A 20638-nucleotide genomic window follows, 5' to 3' on the forward strand; every position below is an offset into this window, starting at 1 on the left:
GGGTCAGGATTCGTCATTACCGAGGGCACTGGCCAGCCGCACAAGGTCGTCCACGTCCATGCTCTGGATGTGGTCGATCCGGTCGGCCGTCGTCTGCTGCCGCCCCTGCTCGGCCAGCCGCAGGATCACGTCGAGCACTCCCGCCGCGCGCAGCTGCTCCACGGAGACGGCCGCCATGGCCTCGCGCACCTCGGACTCGTCCGCGTTCACGCCGATGTCCGCGTTCCCGGCCGGCTCCGGAGCCGCGGCGGCCTCCGCCGGGGCGAGGCCCAGCTTGTCGTGGAGGTAGTCGGCCAGGCCAGAGGCGGTCGGGTAGTCGAACACCAGGGTCGGCGTCAGCCGGGTGCCGACGGCGGCGGACAGCCGGTTGCGCAGTTCGACGGCCATCAGCGAGTCGAAGCCGAGGCTCACGAACGTCACCTCCGGATCCACGGCGGCGGGCCCGTCGTAGGCGACGACCGCGGCCACGGTCGACCGCACCAGGTCCAGCAGGCTCTCCCGCCGTCCGTCCTCCGACAGCCCCTCCAGGCGCTGCCGGAACGTCGTCGCGTCCGCCGGTCCATCGGCCGCGGCCGGAGTCCGGCGCACGGCTGGCCGCACCAGGTGCCGCAGCAGCGGCGGTACCTGCCCGCCGCGCGGCGACAGGTCCAGGTGGATCGGGACCAGCACCGCGTCGTCCATGGCGGACGCCGCGTCGAACAGCGCGAGACCGTCGGCCGAGCCGATGGGCCGTACGCCGCCGCTGGCCAGCCTGGCCACCTCACGGTCGCCGAGCCCGCCGGTCATGGCGCTGCGCTGCTCCCAGAAACCCCAGCCGAGGGACTGGGCCGGCAGTCCATCGGCGCGCCTGCGCTCGGCCAGCGCGTCGAGGAAGGCGTTGGCCGCGGCGTAGTTGGCCTGGCCGGCCGCGCCGAAGGTCGCAGACGCGGAGGAGAACAGCACGAACGCGGAGAGCCGCAGACCGCGCGTCAGCTCGTCGAGCAGCAGCGCCGCGTCGGCCTTGGGCCGCAGGACGCGGTCCAACTGCTCCGGCGTCAGCGCCGTGACCGGGGCGTCGTCGAGCACACCGGCCGCGTGCACGATGCCGGTCAGCGGCCGGTCGGCCGGGACAGCGGCGATCAGCTCGGCCATCGCCGTCCGGTCGGCCGCGTCGCAGCGGGCGGCCACCACGCGGGCGCCCGCCGCCGTCAGCTCCGCGACCAGCTCCGGGTCGGGGCCGGAGCGGCCGACCAGGACGAGGTCGCGCACGCCGTGCCGGTCCACCAGATGCCGCGCGATCAGCCCGCCGAGGACACCGCCGGCGCCGGTGACGAGCACCGTGCCGTTCGGGTCCCACTTGGGCTCCTCGCCGGTCGGCGCGGCCCGCACAAGACGGGCTGCGAGCACCGCGCCGTCCCGGACCGCGATCTGCGGTTCGCCACTGGCGACGACGGCCGGCAGCCACTGGGTGACGTCGTCGTCCTGTCCGAGGTCCACCAGGACGAACTGGTCGGGGTGCTCGCTCTGCGCCGCCCTGACCAGACCCCACACCGACGCGTGCACCGCGTCACGGGTACCGGGTCCGGCCGCGCCGCGCGTGACGAACACCAGCCGCCGGTCGTCCTCGTGCTCCACAGCCAGCCACTCCTGGACCCGGGCGAGCGCCCGGTGCGCCACGGCGTGCACGTCGTCCCCGGAGCCGGTGAAGTCCGCCACCTCGTACGGCAGTACGGCTGTGCCGTCGGCGGTCACCGGGTGCCAGTCGACCCGGTACAGGGACCGCACCCGGGTGGCCTCCAGCTGTCCCGCCGCGAGCGGGCGCATCACCAGCGACTCGACCGCGGCGACCGGGGATCCGGCGGCGTCGGCGACGGTGATCGCGACCTCGTCGGTGCCCGTCGTCGTCAGCCGCACCCGCAGGGTCGTCGCGCCCGAGGCGTACAGGCTCGTCCCGCCCCAGCTGAACGGCAGCCGGACACCGCCGGCCTCGTCCGCGGACGGACCGCTGCCGACGGCCGCCAGCCACAGCGCGTGCAGCGCCGCGTCCAGGAGCGCCGGGTGCAGACCGAACCGCCGGGCGCGGTCACGCTGGGACTCGGGGAGTGCGACCTCGGCGTACACCTCGTCACCGCGGTGCCAGGCCGCCCTGAGCCCCTGGAAGCCGGGCCCGTACTGGTATCCCTGCTCGGCGAAGCGGGTGTACAGGTCGGTGGTGTCCAGGGGTTCGGCCCCGGCCGGGGGCCACACTCCGGTCAGGGCGTCCGCCGTGGCGACGCCGGTGGCCAGCGCGCCGGTGGCGTGCCGGGTCCACTCCTGCTCCGCGAACGCGTCGTTCTCCCGCGTGTACAGGTTGAGCGGGCGCCGCCCGGACGCGTCGGGCGCGCCCACCGACAACTGGAGGGTCAGTCCGCCGCGGTCGGGCAGGACCATCGGCGCTTCCAGGGTCAGTTCCTCGACCGTGGCACAGCCGAGCTGCTCACCCGCGTACTGCGCCAACTCAAGGAACGCCGTACCCGGCAGCAACACCGTCCCGTTCACCGCATGATCCGCCAGCCACGGATGCGAACGCAGCGACAACCGACCCGTGAACAGGTAACCCTCCGCGTCCGCCAACGGCAGCGCGGCACCCAACAACGGATGCTCCGCACTGCGCAGACCCGCAGCACTCACATCACCACTCGCCGCCGACGCCTCCAGCCAGTAACGCTGCCGCTGGAAGGCATACGTCGGCAGATCACGGTAAGCAGCAGCACCTCCGAGGAACGGAGCGAAGTCCACCGCCACACCACGGACGAACAACTCACCCGCCGACCGCAGGAACCGGCGCAGACCGCCCTCGTCCCGCCGCAGCGTCCCCGACACCACGGCCTCGTCGCCGACGGCCTCGTCGATCCCCACCGTGAGGACAGGGTGCGCGCTGACCTCCACGAAGGTACCGAAGCCCGCCGCGTCCAGTCCCTGTACTGCGGCCTCGAACTCCACCGTCTGACGCAGGTTGCGGTACCAGTACGCGGCATCAAGACCCGTACCATCCGCCCACTCCACATCCACCGTGGAGAAGAACGGCACCGTCACCTCACGCGGCGACACACCTTCCAGTACGTGCAGGATCTCCTCGCGGATCTCCTCCACCTGCACCGAGTGCGACGAATAGTCCACCGGCACCCGCCTGGCCCGCTCGACCTGGCCCAGGATCTGCTCCAGACCCGCCGGGTCACCCGACACCACCACGGAGGACGGCCCGTTCACCGCCGCTATGGACACACCGTCCGGCAGCAGCTCACGCACCTCATCCACCGGCAGCGGCACCGACACCATCCCGCCACCACCCGCCAACACGGTGATCGCCTTACTGCGCAGGGCCACCACACGTGCGCCGTCCTCCAGCGACAGCGCACCCGACACCACGGCGGCGGCGATCTCGCCCTGCGAGTGACCCACGACCGCGTCCGGACGGACGCCCGCGGACTCCCACAACGCCGCGAGCGACACCATGACCGCCCACAGCACCGGCTGCACCACGTCCACCCGGTCGAAATCACCGGACCGGACCACGTCCGTCAGCGACCAGTCCACCAAAGGTGTCAGCGCACGCTCACACTCCTCGAACCGCGCCCCGAACACCGGCGACGACTCCAGAAGTTCCACCGCCATACCAGCCCACTGCGAACCCTGACCCGGGAAGACGAACACCGTCCTGCCCGCAGGGGACGCGGTGCCGGAGACGACGCCGGCCAGCGGGTCGCCTTCCGCGACCGCCTTCAGAGCCGCCGCGAACTCCTCGGCCGACTCCCCCGCAACCACCGCGCGATGCTCGAACACCGAACGGCCCGCCAACGCGGCACCCACCGCAGCACGATCCTCATCCACGAGGGACACCAGACCCGCCGCCTGCCCACGCAGCGCCCCCACCGAACGGCCCGACAACACCCACGGCACCACAGCGGGAGCCACAGGCACGACCGCCTGCTCCCCAGCAACCGGCTCCTCGGCCGGAGCCTCCTCCAGGATCAGGTGCGCGTTCGTACCACTCAGGCCGAACGAGGAGACACCGGCACGGCGCGGGCCGTCCCAGGGCTTTTCCTCGGTCAGCAGGCTGACCTTGCCCGCCGTCCAGTCGACGTGCGGCGACGGCGCGTCCACGTGCAGGGTCCTGGGCAGGACGCCGTGCCGCATCGCCTGGACCATCTTGATGACACCGGCCACACCGGAGGCAAGCTGCGTGTGACCGATGTTGGACTTCACGGAGCCCAGCCAGAGCGGTTCCTCGCGGTCCTGGCCGTAGGTGGCCAGCAGGGCCTGCGCCTCGATCGGGTCGCCGAGCGTCGTGCCCGTGCCGTGCGCCTCGACGGCGTACACGTCGGACGGGTCGAGCCGGGCGTTGGCCAGCGCCTGGCGGATGACCCGCTGTTGCGCGAGACCGTTGGGCGCGGACAGACCGTTGGAGGCACCGTCCTGGTTGGTGGCGCTGCCGCGGATCACGGCGAGCACCGGGTGGCCGTTGCGACGGGCATCGGACAGCCGCTCGAGCACCACCATGCCGACGCCCTCGGACATGCCCATGCCGTCGGCCGCGGCGGCGAACGCCTTGCAGCGGCCGTCCTCGGCGAGGCCGCGCTGCCGGCTGAAGCCGATGAAGCCCTCCGGGTTGGCCATCACGGTGACACCGCCGGCGAGGGCGAGCGAGCACTCGCCCGAGCGCAGCGCCTGGCTCGCCAGGTGCATCGCCACCAGCGACGACGAGCACGCCGTGTCGACGCTGACCGCGGGCCCTTCGAGACCCAAGGTGTACGCGATGCGGCCGGACGTCACGCTGGCGGAGCCACCCGTGACCATCTGGCCCTGGAGCGCCTCCGGGACCTCGGCGTTGGCGCCGTAGCCCTGGTAGCCGGTGCCGACGAAGACACCGGCGCGCTCGCCGCGCTGGCTCTCCGGGTCGATGCCGGCCCGCTCGAACGCCTCCCAGCTGGTCTCCAGGAGCAGCCGCTGCTGGGGGTCCATGGTGAGCGCCTCGCGCGGGCTGATCCCGAAGAAGACGGGGTCGAAGTCGCCCGCCGCGGCGAGGAAGCCGCCGTGCCGGGTGTACGACGTGCCGGGCTTGTCGGGGTCCGGGTCGTAGAGCCCGTCCAGGTCCCAGCCGCGGTCGGCCGGGAAGTCGGAGATGACGTCACCGCCCGTGCGCAGCAGCTCCCACAGCTCCTCCGGGCTGCTGACGCCGCCCGGGAACCGGCAGGCCATGCCGACCAGGGCGATCGGCTCGTCCTCGGCCGCGACCACGAGCGTGGCCGGGGCGGCCGGGGCCGCGGTGTCCTCGTGCAGCTGCGCGCGCACGTGGCGGGCGACGGCGTGGACGTTGGGGTGGTCGAAGACGACCGTGGTGGGCAGCCGCAGGCCGGTCGCGGAGTTGAGCCGGTTACGCAGTTCCACCGCGGTGAGCGAGTCGAACCCGATGTCGCGGAAGGCCCGCTTGGGGTCGACCGCGTCGGCGCCGGAGTGGCCCAGGACCGAGGCGACCTGTTCGCGGACGAGCGTGACGAGCTCGGCCTCGGTGAGCCGGGCCGAGACCGGCGTGGCGGCGGGGGTCTCCTCCTGGGCCTGGGCCGCCACCTCCGGTATCTCGTCGAGCAGGGGGCGGGGCCTGGCGGAGGTGAAGACCGGCGCGAAGCGCGACCAGTCCACCTCGGCGACGGCGAGGACCGTCTCGTCGTCGTCCATGGCCCGCTGGAGGGCCCCGACGGCCAGCTCCGGGTCGATGAACGGCAGCCCCTGGCGGCGCACCCGGTCCATGTCGAGGCCGCCGGGCATGGCGGCGGACTCCACCAGGTTCGGGGTGTTCCAGATGCCCCAGGCGATGGAGGTGGCCGGGGTGCCGCGGCCGCGCAGGTGCTCGGCGAGGGCGTCGAGGAAGGCGTTGGCCGCGGCGTAGGCGCCGTGGTCGCCGCTTCCCCAGACGCCGGCGATCGAGGAGAAGAGGACGAACGCGTCGAGGTCGGGCAGCAGTTCGGCCAGGTGGACCGCGCCCGCGACCTTGGCGTGCACGACGTCCTCGAACTCGGTCAGCGAGGTGTCGGCGAGCGAGGCGATCTGGATGAGGGCCGCGGCGTGGACGACCGCGCGCACGGGGGTGCCCGCCGCGTCGAGCCGCGCCGTCAGCTCCGCCACGGCCGTACGGTCGGTGACGTCGCACACGGTGTGTTCGAGGCGTGTTCCCGACTCGGCCAGTTCCGCGACGAGTTCGGCGGCTCCGGGCACGTCGCCGCCGCGCCGGCCGGCCAGCACCAGGTGCTCGGCTCCGGCGGCGGCCAGCCAGCGGGCGATGTACGGTCCGACCGCGCCCGTGGCGCCGGTGAGCAGGACGGTGCCACGGGGGCGCCAGGCCCGCTTGGCGGGCCGTCCGTCCGGCAGGGCGCGGGTGAGGCGGCGGACCAGGGCGGCAGCGCCGCGGACCGCCCACTGGTCCTCGTCGCCGCCACCCGCGAGCACGTCGCAGAGGGTGGCGGCGGAGCGCTCGTCGTGGTCGGCGGGCAGGTCGACCAGGCCGCCCCAGAACTCCGGGTGCTCCAGGCCGATGACGCGGCCGAGCCCCCACACCGCCGCCTGCGCGGGGTGCGTCAGCTCCCCCTCGCCGGCCGCGGAGGTGGCGCCCTGGGTCAGGCACCACAGCGGCGCGCTCCACCGCACGTCGTGCAGTGCCTGGGTGAGCACGGTGGTGAGCGCCAGGCCCGAGGTCAGGCCCGGGTGCGCCGGGTCGGGCCGCTCGGCCAGGGCCAGCAGCGACAGCACGCCCTCGGGCTGTGCCCGGTCGGCCAGGGCCGCGGCCAGTTCCTCCCGGCCGGTGCCGGCGGGAACGACGTACTCCTCGACCCGGGCGCCGCGCTCGGTGAGGGCACGGAGCGCGCCGGCCACCCAGGCGTCCTCACGGTGTCCCTCCGGGACGACCGCCAGCCAGGTGCCGGGCAGCGGACGCGCCTCGGGCGCGGCCGGGCGCCAGGTGACGCGGTAGCGCCAGGAGTCGGTGGAGACCTCCGGAGACGGCGGCGCCAGCCAGTACTTCTCGCGCTGGAACGGGTAGGTGGGCAGGGTCACTTGACGGCCGCCGCGGTACAGCGCGGTCGCGTCCACGTCCACGCCGTGCGCCCAGGCGGTGCCGAGCGAGGTCATGAAGCGGCGCAGGCCGCCGTCGTCGCGGCGCAGGGTGCCGACCGCCAGGACCGCGGTGTCGACGTCGACGTCCTCGGCGGTCTCCTCGATGGGCATGGTGAGGACGGGGTGAGCGCTGACCTCGACGAAGGCGCCGAAGCCGGCGCCGGCCAGGCTGCGTACTGCGGCCTCGAACTCCACGGTCTGGCGCAGGTTGCGATACCAGTACGCGGCATCAAGACCCGTACCATCCGCCCACTCCACATCCACCGTGGAGAAGAACGGCACCGTCACCTCACGCGGCGACACCTCTGCCAGGACACGGAGGATCTCGTCGCGGATCTCCTCCACCTGCACCGAGTGCGACGAATAGTCCACCGGCACCCGCTTCGCCCGCTCCACGGACGCGAGCACCGACTCCAGACCCGCCGGGTCACCCGAAATCACCACCGACGACGGACCGTTCACCGCCGCCACGGACACACCCTCCGGCAGCAGCGACCGCACCTCATCCACCGGCAGCGGCACCGACACCATCCCGCCACCACCCGCCAACACCGTGATCGCCTTACTGCGCAGAGCCACCACACGCGCGCCGTCCTCCAACGACAACGCACCCGACACGACCGCAGCAGCGATCTCACCCTGCGAATGACCCACCACCGCATCGGGACGCACCCCCGCGGACTCCCACAACGCCGCCAGCGACACCATCACGGCCCACAGCACCGGCTGTACGACGTCCACCCGGTCATAGGCACCGGACCGTACGACGTCCGTCAACGACCAGTCCACCAACGGCGCCAGCGCACGCTCACACTCCTCAAACCGCGCCGCGAACACCGGCGACGACTCCAGAAGTTCCACCGCCATACCAGCCCACTGCGAACCCTGACCCGGAAAGACGAACACCGTCCTGCCCACGCCGGCGGCGACCGGGCGGTCGAGGGCGGCCAGTCCGGCCGTCCAGTCCTCGGCGTCCCGGCCGACGACGACCGAGCGGTACTCGAACGCGGTGCGGGTCGCCAGAGTGTGGCCGATGTCCACGGGGTTCTCGCCGGTCAGCGGCCGCAGCCGGTCGGCCAGGGCCCGCACGGCCTCCGGCGTCCGGCCCGACAGCAGCCACGGTACGACCGTGGCGGGCGGGGCGGCGGGCACGGCGGCCGGGGGCACCGACTCGATGATCGCGTGCGCGTTGGTGCCGCTGATGCCGAACGAGGACACCCCGGCCCGGCGCGGACCGTTCCCGTCGGGCCACTCACGGGCCTCGGTCAGCAGCCGCACATTGCCCGCGGTCCAGTCGATGTGCGGCGACGGCTCGTCGGCGTGCAGCGTCCTGGGGAGCGTGCCGTGCCGCATGGCCAGCACCATCTTCATGATGCCGGCGACGCCCGCGGCGGCCTGGGTGTGGCCGATGTTGGACTTCACCGAGCCGAGCCACAGCGGACGCTCGGCGTCACGCTCCTGTCCGTAGGTGGCCAGCAGGGCCTGCGCCTCGATCGGGTCACCGAGGGACGTACCCGTGCCGTGCGCCTCCACCACGTCCACCTCGGACGCCTTGAGTCCGGCGTTGGCGAGCGCCTGCCGGATGACCCGCTGCTGCGAGGGACCGTTGGGGGCGGTGAGCCCGTTGGAGGCACCGTCCTGGTTGACGGCGGTGCCGCGCACCACGGCCAGCACCGGGTGGCCGTTGCGCCGTGCGTCCGACAGACGTTCCAGGAGCAGGATGCCGACGCCCTCCGCCATGCCGAACCCGTCGGCGTCCGCGCCGAAGGACTTGCAGCGGCCGTCGGCGGCCAGGCCGCGCTGGCGGCTGAACTCCACGAACCCGCCCGGCGTGGCCATCACCATGACGCCGCCGGCGAGCGCGAGGGTGCACTCGCCCGAGCGCAGCGCCTGGCTCGCCAGGTGCAGGGCGACCAGCGAGGAGGAGCAGGCCGTGTCGACGGTGACCGCGGGCCCTTCGAGACCGAAGGTGTACGAGAGCCGCCCGGAGACGACGCTCGCCGAGTTGCCGGTGGCGATGTAGCCCTCACCGGCGTCCGGGGAGCCGGCCAGCAGCGTGATGTAGTCCTGGCTGTTGGTGCCCATGAAGACGCCGCCGGGCGTGCCCTTGAGCGAGGCCGGGTCGATGCCGGCCCGCTCGAACGTCTCCCAGCTCGTCTCCAGCAGCAGCCGCTGCTGCGGGTCCATGGCCAGCGCCTCGCGCGGGCTGATGCCGAAGAAGCCCGCGTCGAACTCGCCCACCGCGTCGAGGAAGCCTCCCTCGCGCACGTAGGAGGTACCAGCGCGGTCGGGGTCGGCGTCGTAGAGGCGGCTGACGTTCCAGCCGCGGTCGGTGGGCAGCCCGGAGATCGCGTCACCGCCGGCGGCCAGCAGCTCCCACAGCGCCTCGGGGGTGCTGACGCCGCCGGGGAAGCGGCAGCCCATGGCGACGATGGCGATCGGCTCGTCGGAGGCCGCGGCCACCGGGGCGGTGGCGGCGGTACGGGTGCCCGCCAGCTCGGCGAGGAGGTGGGCGCCCAGGACGGCGGGGGTCGGGTAGTCGAAGACCAGGGTGGCCGTCAGCTTCAGGCCGGTGGCCTTCGTCAGCCGGTTGCGCAGCTCCACCGCGGTGAGCGAGTCGAAGCCCAGCTCGCGGAAGGCCTTGTCGGCCTCCACCAGGTCCGGGGAGGCGTGGCCGAGGACCACGGCCGCGGCGCCGCGTACCAGGTCGAGGACGTACCGCTGCCGCTCCTGCTCGGGCATGGCCGCGAGCCGGTCCCCGAGGGAGGACCCGGCGCCCGCTCCGGTGGCCGCCCGCCGCGCGGGCGCGCGCACCAGGCCGCGCAGCACGGGGGGCAGGGTCTCCTGGCGGCGCAGCGCGTCGTGGTCGACGCGGACCATGACGGGGGCCGCGAGGTCGGTCGCCAGGGCGGCGTCGAAGAGGGCGAGGCCCTGCTCCGAGGAGAGCGGCGTCATGCCGGAGCGTGCCATCCGGGCGACGTCGCCGTCGTCGAGCCGCGCGGTCAGGCCGCTGCGCTGGGTCCACATGCCCCAGGCCATGGACCGGGCGGGCAGACCCGCCGCCCGCCGGTGCTGGGCGAGGCCGTCCAGGTAGGCGTTGGCCGCGGCGTAGTTGCCCTGGCCGGGGGCGCCGAAGCTGCCCGCCGCCGAGGAGAACAGCACGAAGGCGGCCAGGTCCTGGTCCTGCGTCAGCTCGTGCAGATGGCGGGCGGCGTCGGCCTTGGCGCCGAAGACCTGCTCCAGGCGTTCGGGCGTGAGGTCGGCCAGGACGCCGTCGTCGAGGACGCCCGCGGTGTGCACGACCGCCGTCAGCGGCCGGTCCAGCGAGCCCAGCACTTCGGCCAGCGCGTCCCGGTCGGAGACGTCGCAGGTGAGGGCGCGCACGTCGGCACCGGCGATCTCCGGGGCGGCGCCGCTGCGGCTGAGCATGACCAGGTGGCGGATGCCGTGCTCGGCCACCAGGTGTTCGGCGACGAGCCCGGCCAGGACGCCGCTGCCGCCTGTGATCAGGACGGCGCGCTCGGGGTCGAGACGGCGCGGCGGGGTGAGGACGAGCTTGCCGACGTGCTTGGCCTGGCTGAGGTGGCGCATCGCCTCGGGGGCGCGGCGCAGGTCCCAGCAGCGGGTGGGCAGCGGGGTCAGGACGCCCTGCTCGAAGAGGCCGAGGATCTCGGTCAGCATCGCGTGGATCCGGTCGGGGCCGGCGTCCATCAGCTCGAAGTCCTGGTAGCGCACGCCCTCGTGGGCGGCCGCGATCTGCTCGGGGTCGCGGAGGTCGGTCTTGCCCATCTCGACGAAGCGTCCGCCGCGGGGCAGCAGGCGCAGCGAGGCGTCGATCAGCTCGCCGGTGAGGGAGTTGAGGACGACGTCCACTCCCCGGCCGCCGGTGGCGGCGAGGAAGGCGCTCTCGAAGTCGGCCGTACGGGAGGAGGCCAGGTGGTCGGTGGCGAGTCCGGTCGCCTCCCACTTGCCGGTGCTGGCCGTGCCGTAGACCTCGGCGCCGAGGTGGCGGGCGAGCTGGACGGCGGCCATGCCGACGCCGCCCGCGGCGGCGTGCACGAGGACGGTCTCGCCGGCGCTCAGGCCGGCCAGGTCGACCAGTCCGCGGTAGGCGGTGAGGAAGACCACGGGCACGCCCGCGGCCTGCTCGAAGGTCCAGCCGTCGGGTATCCGGGCTAGCAGCCGCCGGTCGGCGACCGCGACCGGCCCGTAGCAGCCGGCGAAGACACCGCAGACCCGGTCCCCGACCACGAGGCCGGTGACGCCGGGACCGGTGGCTGTGACGACGCCGGCGCCCTCGATGCCCATCGGGCCCGGCTCGCCGGGCAGCAGGCCGAGGGCGTTGAGCGCGTCGCGGAAGTTCATGCCGGCGGCGCGGACCTCGATGCGCACCTCGTTGTCGGCCAGGGGGGCCAGCAGCTCGGGCGCGGGCAGCAGGGCCAGGTTCTCCAGCGTGCCGCGCTCCGTGGTGCCCAGCAGCCACGCGGACGTGCCGTCGGCGGGCGGCAGGAGGGTGTCACCGGTGCCGGCGCGGGCCAGCCGGGGCTGGTGGGCGACGCCGTCGCGGAGCGCGAGCTGCGGTTCGCCGCTCGCCGCGGCGGCGGCCACCAGGTGGCCGGACGCCTCGTCGGAGTCGACCAGTACGAAGCGGTCGGGGTGCTCGGCCTGGGCGGAGCGGACCAGGCCCCACACCGCGGCGTGCGCGGGGTCCACGTCCGCTTCCGGCTCGGTGGCCACGGCCGCCCTGGTACGGACGACCAGGGTGCCGTCATCGGTGAGGGCGGCCTGCAGCCGGGCGAGCACCTGAGCGGTCACCTCGTGCGCCGTGCCGGCGCCGACGGCGAACACTTCGGGCTCCGGGTGCGCGCTCTCGGTGTCCAGCGCCAGGACCGGCCACCGGAACTGGTACGGGAGTTCGCGGGAAGCGCGGAAGAGGGCCGGGTTGAGCGGGCGTACCACCAGCGAGCCGATGGTCACGACGGGCTCGCCGGACTCGTCGACGGCGGCGATGGCGATCGAGTCGGGCCCGTCCGGGCGGACCCGGACGCGCAGCACGTCGGCGCCGGACGCCAGCAGGGAGACGCCGCGCCAGGCGAACGGCAGCCGCGCCTCGTCGCCGGAGAAGAACGCGCCGAGGCTCGCGGCCTGGAGCGCCGCGTCGAGGAGCGCGGGGTGCAGACCGTAGGTGCCTGCGTCGTCGGCCTGCTCCTCGGGGAGCGCCACCTCGGCGAACAGGGAGTCGCCCTGGCGCCAGGCGGCACGCAGCCCCTGGAAAGCCGGGCCGTAGACGAAGCCGTTGTCGGCCATGCGGTCGTAGAAGCCGTCGAGGTCCAGCGCCTCGGCACCGGCCGGGGGCCAGGTGCGGGCGGCGAAGCCCCCGGGGGCGGCCGCACGCGTGAGCGTGCCGCTCGCGTAGCGGGTCCAGTCCTGGTCGGCGGGCGCGTCCTGGGCCTTGCCGTGGACCGTCAGCCGCCGGCTGCCGTCCGTGTCGGGCGCGCCGACGACGACCTGGATCGCGAGTCCGCCGCGGTCGGGCAGGACCATCGGCGCTTCCAGGGTCAGTTCCTCGACCGTGGCACAGCCGAGCTGCTCACCCGCGTACTGCGCCAACTCAAGGAACGCCGTACCCGGCAGCAACACCGTCCCGTTCACCGCATGATCCGCCAGCCACGGATGCGAACGCAGCGACAGCCGACCCGTGAACAGGTAACCCTCCGCGTCCGCCAACGGCAGCGCGGCACCCAACAACGGATGCTCCGCACTGCGCAGACCCGCAGCACTCACATCACCACTCGCCGCCGACGCCTCCAGCCAGTAACGCTGCCGCTGGAAGGCATACGTCGGCAGATCACGGTAAGCAGCAGCGCCTCCGAGGAACGGAGCGAAGTCCACCGCCACACCACGGACGAACAACTCCCCCACGGAGAGCAGGAAGCGGCGCAGGCCGCCCTCGTCCCGCCGCAGCGTCCCCGACACCACGGCGTCGTCGCCGACGGCCTCGTCGATCCCCACCGTGAGGACAGGGTGCGCGCTGATCTCTACGAAGGTGCCGAAGCCCGCCGCGTCCAGTCCCTGTACTGCGGCCTCGAACTCCACGGTCTGGCGCAGGTTGCGATACCAGTACGCGGCATCAAGACCCGTACCATCCGCCCACTCCACATCCACCGTGGAGAAGAACGGCACCGTCACCTCACGCGGCGACACCTCCGCCAGGACACGGAGGATCTCGTCGCGGATCTCCTCCACCTGCACCGAGTGCGACGAGTAATCCACCGGCACCCGCTTGGCCCGCTCCACGGACGCGAGCACCGACTCCAGCCCCGCCGGGTCACCCGAAATCACCACCGACGACGGACCGTTCACCGCCGCCACGGACACACCCTCCGGCAGCAGCGACCGCACCTCATCCACCGGCAACGGCACCGACACCATCCCGCCACCACCCGCCAACACCGTGATCGCCTTACTGCGCAGAGCCACCACACGCGCGCCGTCCTCCAACGACAACGCACCCGACACCACCGCAGCAGCGATCTCACCCTGCGAGTGACCCACGACCGCGTCCGGACGCACTCCCGCGGACTCCCACAGCGCCGCGAGCGACACCATCACCGCCCACAGCACCGGCTGTACGACGTCCACCCGGTCGTAGGCACCGGACCGTACGACGTCCGTCAGCGACCAGTCCACCAACGGTGTCAGCGCACGCTCACACTCCTCGAACCGCGCCGCGAACACCGGCGACGACTCCAGAAGTTCCACCGCCATACCAGCCCACTGCGAACCCTGACCCGGAAAGACGAACACCGTCTTACCCGTGGCCGACGTAGTGCCGGAGACGACACCGGCCAGCGGCTCGTCGTCTGAGAGCGCCTTCAGGGCCGCCGTGAGCTCCCCGGCGGAACCGCCGACGACCACCGCGCGGTGTTCGAACACCGAACGGCCCGCCAACGCGGCACCCACCGCGGCACGGTCCTCGTCCACCAACGGCACCAGACCGGCCGCCTGCCCACGCAGCGCCTCCGCCGAACGGCCCGACAACACCCACGGCACCACAGCGGGAGCCACAGGCACGACCGCCTGCTCCCCGGCCACCGGCTCCTCGGCCGGAGCCTCCTCCAGGATCAGGTGCGCGTTCGTACCGCTCAGGCCGAACGAGGAGACACCGGCACGGCGCGGGCCGTCCTGGTCGTGCCAGTCGCGGGACTCGGTGAGCAGCTCGACCTGGCCGGCGGTCCAGTCGACGTGGGTCGAGGGCGCGTCCACGTGCAGGGTCCTGGGCAGCACGCCGTGCCGCATCGCCTGGACCATCTTGATGACACCGGCCACACCGGCCGCCGCCTGCGTGTGACCGATGTTGGACTTCAACGAGCCCAGCCACAACGGACGCCCGGCATCACGCTCCTGACCGTAGGTGGCCAGCAGCGCCTGCGCCTCGATCGGGTCACCCAGGGACGTACCCGTGCCATGCGCCTCCACCACATCCACCTCGGACGCCTTGACACCCGAATTGGCCAACGCCTGCCGGATGACCCGCTGCTGCGAAGGACCGTTGGGCGCGGACAGACCGTTGGACGCACCGTCCTGATTGACAGCACTGCCACGGATCACCGCCAGAACCGGATGACCGTTACGACGCGCGTCCGACAGACGCTCCAGAAGCACCATGCCAACACCCTCACCAAAGCCGGCGCCATCGGCGGCGTCCGCGAACGCCTTGCAGCGGCCGTCGGAGGCCAGGCCGCGCTGTCGGCTGAACTCGGTGAACAGGGCGGGCGTGGACATGATGGTGACACCGCCGGCGAGGGCGAGCGAGCACTCGCCCGAGCGCAGCGCCTGGCTCGCCAGGTGCATCGCCACCAGCGACGACGAGCACGCCGTGTCGACGCTGACCGCGGGCCCTTCGAGACCGAAGGTGTACGCGATGCGGCCGGTGAGCACGCTGGGCGAGGTGCCGGTGCCGAGGAAACCCTCGATCTCCTCCGGCACCTCGGTGATGCGCGACGCGTAGTCCTGGTACATGACACCGGCGAAGACACCGGTGGCGCTGCCCTTGAGGTCCTGCGGGCGGATGCCCGCGCGCTCGAACGCCTCCCAGCTGGTCTCCAGCAGGAGCCGCTGCTGCGGGTCCATGGCCAGCGCCTCGCGCGGGCTGATGCCGAAGAAGCCGGGGTCGAAGTCGGCGGCCTCGGCGAGGAAACCGCCCTCGCGGGCGTAGGAGCTGCCGCGGCGGGCGCCCTCGGGGTCGTACAGGCCGTCCAGGTCCCAGCCGCGGTCGCCGGGGAAGGCGGCGATGGCGTCGCTGCCGGAGGCGACCAGGTTCCACAGGTCATCGGGGGTGCGGACGTCCCCGGGGAAGCGGCAGCCGATGGAGACGATGGCGACCGGCTCGTCCACGGCGACGGCCTGGACGGCGGTGGTGGCCGTGTCCTGTCCCTCGCCCAGTTCGGCGAGGAGGTGCTCGGCGAGCGCGATCGGGGTCGGATAGTCGAAGACCAGCGTCGCGGGAAGCTTCAGGCCGGTGACGGCCCCGAGGCGGTTGCGGAGCTGGACCGAGGCGAGCGAGTCGAAGCCGAGGTCGCGGAAGGCCCTGCTGCCGTCGATGACGTCGGCGGAGGCGTGGCCGAGGACGGTGGCGACGCGGGTGCGGACGAGGTCGACGACGGCGCCGAGCCGGTCGGCGGCGGGCAGGGCGGCGAGCTGCCCGGCCAGCGAGGTGGTCTCCTCGGCGGTGTCCCGCGCGGCGACGGCCCGGCGGGCCGGGGTGCGGACCAGGCCGCGCAGCAGCGGCGGGACCGGATCGGCGGAGGCGCGCAGCACCGGGAGGTCCAGGCGCATCAGGACGAGCAGCGGGTCCGGGGCGGACAGCGCCCGGTCGAACAGCTCAAGGCCCTGCTCGACGGTGAGGGGCGGCATGCCGGAGCGGGCGATGCGGCGCAGGTCGGCCTCGTCGAGGTGGCCGGTCATCGCGCTGGCCTGCTCCCACAGGGACCAGGCGAGGGACTGGGCGGGCAGTCCGGCGGCGCGGCGGTGCTGGGCCAGCGCGTCGAGGTAGGCGTTGGCGGCGGCGTAGTTGGCCTGGCCGGGGCCGCCGAAGACGCCGGACGCGGAGGAGAACAGGACGAACGCGGCCAGGTCGAGGTCGCGCGTCAGCTCGTGCAGGTTGACCGCGGCGTCGACCTTGGGCCGCAGGACGGTCTCGATGCGCTCCGGGGTCTGGGCGGTGACGACGCCGTCGTCGAGTGCGCCGGCGGCGTGGATCACGGCGCTCAGCGGCGTGCGCAGGCCGTCGATCACCGCGGCCAGGGCGGTGCGGTCGGCGGCGTCGCAGGCGACGATGTCGGTCTCGGCGCCGAGCCCGGTCAGCTCCGCGTGCAGCTCCGGGGCGTGCCCGGTGCGGCTGAGCAGGACGAGGTGGCGTACGCCGTGGCGGGTGACGAGGTGCCGGGCGAGGTGGGAGCCGAGCAGGCCGGTGCCGCCGGTGATCAGCACGGTCCCGTCGAGGGCGGCCGGGGCGCCGTCGGAGCGGGCGCGCTCCAGGCGGGGGGCGAGGAGGCGGGCGCCGCGCACGGCGAGCTGGTCCTCGCCGGTGACGAGCGGGGCCTCGGTGCTGGGGGTGTCGGTGTCCACGAGCACGAAGCGGCCGGGGTGCTCGGACTGGGCGGACCTGACCAGGCCCCAGACGGCGGCGCCCGCCAGGTCGGTGACGTCCTCCTCCGGGGCGGCGGAGATCGCTCCGGTGGTGAGGAACGCGAGCTGTCCCGGCTCGTCGTCGGCGAGCCGGCGCTGGATCTCGGCGAGGGCGTGGTGGAGCGCGACGCGGACGTCACCGCCGGGCTCGACGCGGACGGTGGCGGCCGGTCCCGCGGTGCCGGGCGCGGTGGTCACCGGCGTCCAGGCGGGGCGGAAGACGGCGTCGGCGCCGGGGGCGCGGACGGCGTCGTCGGCGGGCGGGCGCAGGGCGAGGGACTCCACGGAGGCGACGGGCCGCCCCGCGGGGTCGGCGACGTGCACGGAGACGGCGTCCTGCCCGGCGGGGGCGATCCGGACGCGCAGCGCGGTGGCGTCCCGGGCGTGCAGGGACATGCCGTTCCAGGAGAACGGCAGCCGGGCCTCGGCGGCGTCGGCGAGTCCGGTGACGTGCAGGGCCGCGTCGAGCAGCGCGGGGTGCAGGCCGAAGAGACGTGCCGCGTCCTGCTGGTCGTCGGGGAGGGCGACCTCGGCGAAGAGTTCGTCGCCGCGGCGCCAGGCCGTGCGCAGGCCTTGGAAGGCGGGTCCGTAGCCGAAGCCGGCCGCAGCGTAGCGGTCGTACATGTCGGCGGCGTCGAGCGGGGTGGCGTCGCGCGGCGGCCAGACGGTGAGGTCGGCGGCGGGGACGACGGGGGCGGCGGACAGGGTGCCGCCGGCGTGGCGGGTCCACTCGTCGGTGCCGTCGGGGGCCGCGTGCAGGGTGACGGTGCGACGGCCGTTCGCGTCGGGGGCGCCGACGGCGAGCTGGATGGCGACGGCTCCGTGCTCCGGCAGCACGAGCGGGGCCTCCAGCAGGAGTTCCTCGACCCGTTCGCAGCCGACCTGGTCGCCCGCGCGGGCGGCCAGTTCCAGGAACGCCGTGCCGGGCAGCAGGATCGCGCCGCGCACCGTGTGGTCGGCGAGCCAGGGGTGGGTGCGCACGGAGAGACGCCCGGTGAGCAGGGCGCCCTCGGCGTCGGCGAGCGCGACGACGGCGCCGAGCAGCGGGTGGTCGGCCGAGCCGAGGCCGGCCGCGGTCACGTCGCCCTGCTGGGCGGAGTGGTCCTCCAGCCAGTACGGCTCCCGCTGGAAGGGGTACGTGGGCAGGTCGACGCGGGAGCCGCCGGGCAGCAGCGCAGTGAGGTCGGCGGGGACACCGGCCACGTGGAGCTCGGCCAGGGAGAGCAGGAAGCTGTCCCAGCCGCCCGTCTGGCGCCGCAGGGTGCCCACGAAGGTGCCGGTGACGGTCTCCTCGATCGCCGCGGTCAGCACCGGGTGCGGGCTCACCTCGACGAACACGTCGTGGCCCGCGGCGCCCAGCGCGCGCACGGTGGTCTCCAGCTCGACGGTCTGGCGCAGGTTGCGGTACCAGTACTCGGCGTCGAGGGCCGCGGTGTCCAGCAGGCCGCCGGTCACCGTGGACCAGAAGGGGATCTCGGCGCTGCGCGGGGACAGGCCCGCGAGGGTGGTGAGCAACTCCTCGCGGATCTCCTCCACATGGGCGGAGTGCGAGGCGTAGTCGACCGGGACGCGGCGGACGCGTACGTCGTCCCAGGTGTCGAGGGCGGCGAGGGCTGCGGTGTCACCGGCGACCACGACGGACGAGGGACCGTTGACGGCGGCGACGGACAGGCCGGGGCCGATGCGGCGCCTGGCCTCTTCCGCGGAGAGGGCGACGGAGGTCATGCCGCCGCGGCCGGCGAGGGCGTTGATGGCCTTGCTGCGCAGGGCGACGACGCGCGCGCCGTCCTCCAGCGAGAGCGCGCCCGCCACCACGGCGGCGGCGATCTCGCCCTGGGAGTGGCCGACGACGGCGTCCGGCCGGACCCCGGCGGCCTGCCACAGGGCGGCGAGGGAGACCATCACGGCGAACAGCACCGGCTGGACGACGTCCACCCGGTCGAAGTCGCCGGAGCGCAGCACGTCCTCCAGGGACCAGTCGACGTGCGGGGCGAGCGCCTCGGCACACTGGGCGATCCGGGCGGCGAAGAGGGGCGAGGCGTCGAGGAGCTCGACGGCCATGCCGGTCCACTGGGCGCCCTGGCCGGGGAAGACGAAGACCAGGTCGCGGGTGGGGCGGGCGGTGCCGCACACCAGGAGGGGGTGTTCCCCGTCCTCGGCCAGGGCGGCGAGCGCGGCGTCGGTGTCGCTGCCGCCGCCGAGCACGACGGCGCGGTGTTCGAGCGCGGACCGGGTGGTGGCCAGGGAGTGGCCGACGTCGAGCGGGTCGGCACCGGTGAGGGCGCGCAGCTGGGTCGCCCGGGCGCGCAGCGCCTGCGGGCTGCGGGCGGAGAACGTCCAGGGCACGAGGGCGGGGGCGGTCACCGCGGTGGGCGCGGTCTCGGCCTCGGTGCCGGTGTCGGCCTCAGGGGCGGTCGCGGTCTCCGCCGGCTCCTCGGGCTCCGGTGCCTGCTCCAGGACGATGTGGCTGTTGGTGCCGCTGACGCCGAAGGAGGAGACGGCGGCACGGCGGACCCGGTCCGCCTCGGGCCAGGGCTGGAGTTCGGTGGCCAGCCGGACAGTGCCCGACGCCCAGTCGACCTGGGGAGTGGGCCGGTCGGCGTGCAGCGTGGGCGGCACCTGGCCGTGCCGCATGGCCTGCACCATCTTGATGATGCCGCCGACGCCGGCGGCGGCCTGGGTGTGGCCGATGTTCGACTTCAGCGAGCCCAGGAGCAGCGGCTGCTCGGTGCTGTGCGCGCGGCCGTAGGTGGCGAGGAGCGCCTGTGCCTCGATGGGGTCGCCGAGCGGGGTACCGGTGCCGTGCGCCTCGACGACGTCCACGTCGGCCGGGGTCAGCCTGGCGTTGGTCAGCGCCTTGCGGATGACGCGCTGCTGGGCGGGGCCGTTGGGTGCGGTGAGCCGGGAGCTGGCGCCGTCCTGGTTGACGGCGGTGCCGCGGACCAGGGCGAGCACGGGGTGGCCGTTGCGGCGGGCGTCGGAGAGCCGCTCCAGCAGGAGCATGCCGACGCCTTCGCCCCAGCCGGTGCCGTCGGCGCCCTCGGAGAAGGACTTGCAGCGGCCGTCGGCGGCCAGGCCGCGCTGCCGGCTCATCTCGGTGAACGCGACGGGGGTCGACATCACCATGGCGCCGCCGGCCACGGCGAGCGTGCACTCCTCGGCGCGCAGGGCCTGGGCCGCCAGGTGCAGGGCGACCAGCGACGAGGAGCAGGCGGTGTCGACGCTGACCGCGGGGCCCTCGAAGCCGAAGGTGTAGGAGATGCGGCCGGAGGCGACGCTGTCGGAGTTGCCCCCGGCGAGGAAGCCTTCGACCTCTTCGGGGACCTGGCGCAGCCGGGATCCGTAGTCCTGGTACTGCACCCCGGCGAAGACGCCGACCTGAGCGCCGCGCTGGGCCTGCGGGTCGATGCCCGCCCGCTCGAACGCCTCCCAGGTGGTCTCCAGGAGCAACCGCTGCTGCGGGTCCATGGCGAGCGCCTCGTTCGGCGAGATGCCGAAGAACTGCGGCTCGAAGCCGGAGATCTCGTCGAGGAAGCCGCCCTCACGGGCGTAGCTGCTGTCCGGCCGGTCGCCCGACGGGTCGTACAGCCGCTCCAGGTCCCAGCCGCGGTCGTCCGGGAACGGGGTGACGGCGTCCGTGCCGGCGGCGACCATGCGCCACAGGTCCTCGGGGCTGTTCACGCCGCCCGGGTAGCGGCAGGCCATGCCCACGATGGCGATGGGCTCGGTGTCCTTCGCCTCCAGCTTGGTCAGCCGCTGACGCGTGTGGTGCAGATCGGTCGTGACCCGCTTGAGGTAGGTACGGAGCTTGTCGTCGTTCACT

Annotated in this window: 1 protein-coding gene; it reads right to left on the minus strand. The window is 73.9% G+C overall.

Features of this window, described 5'->3' with window-relative positions; translation table 11 throughout:
• Positions 1 to 3: 3 nt before the first annotated feature.
• A complete protein-coding gene (locus OG623_RS04410; protein WP_406144447.1) occupies positions 4 to 20637 on the minus strand; it encodes an SDR family NAD(P)-dependent oxidoreductase in 20634 nt (6877 codons plus the stop codon).
• Position 20638: the final 1 nt, after the last annotated feature.

It is taken from the genome of Streptomyces sp. NBC_01012 (assembly GCF_045162755.1).
Lineage (GTDB): Bacteria > Actinomycetota > Actinomycetes > Streptomycetales > Streptomycetaceae > Streptomyces.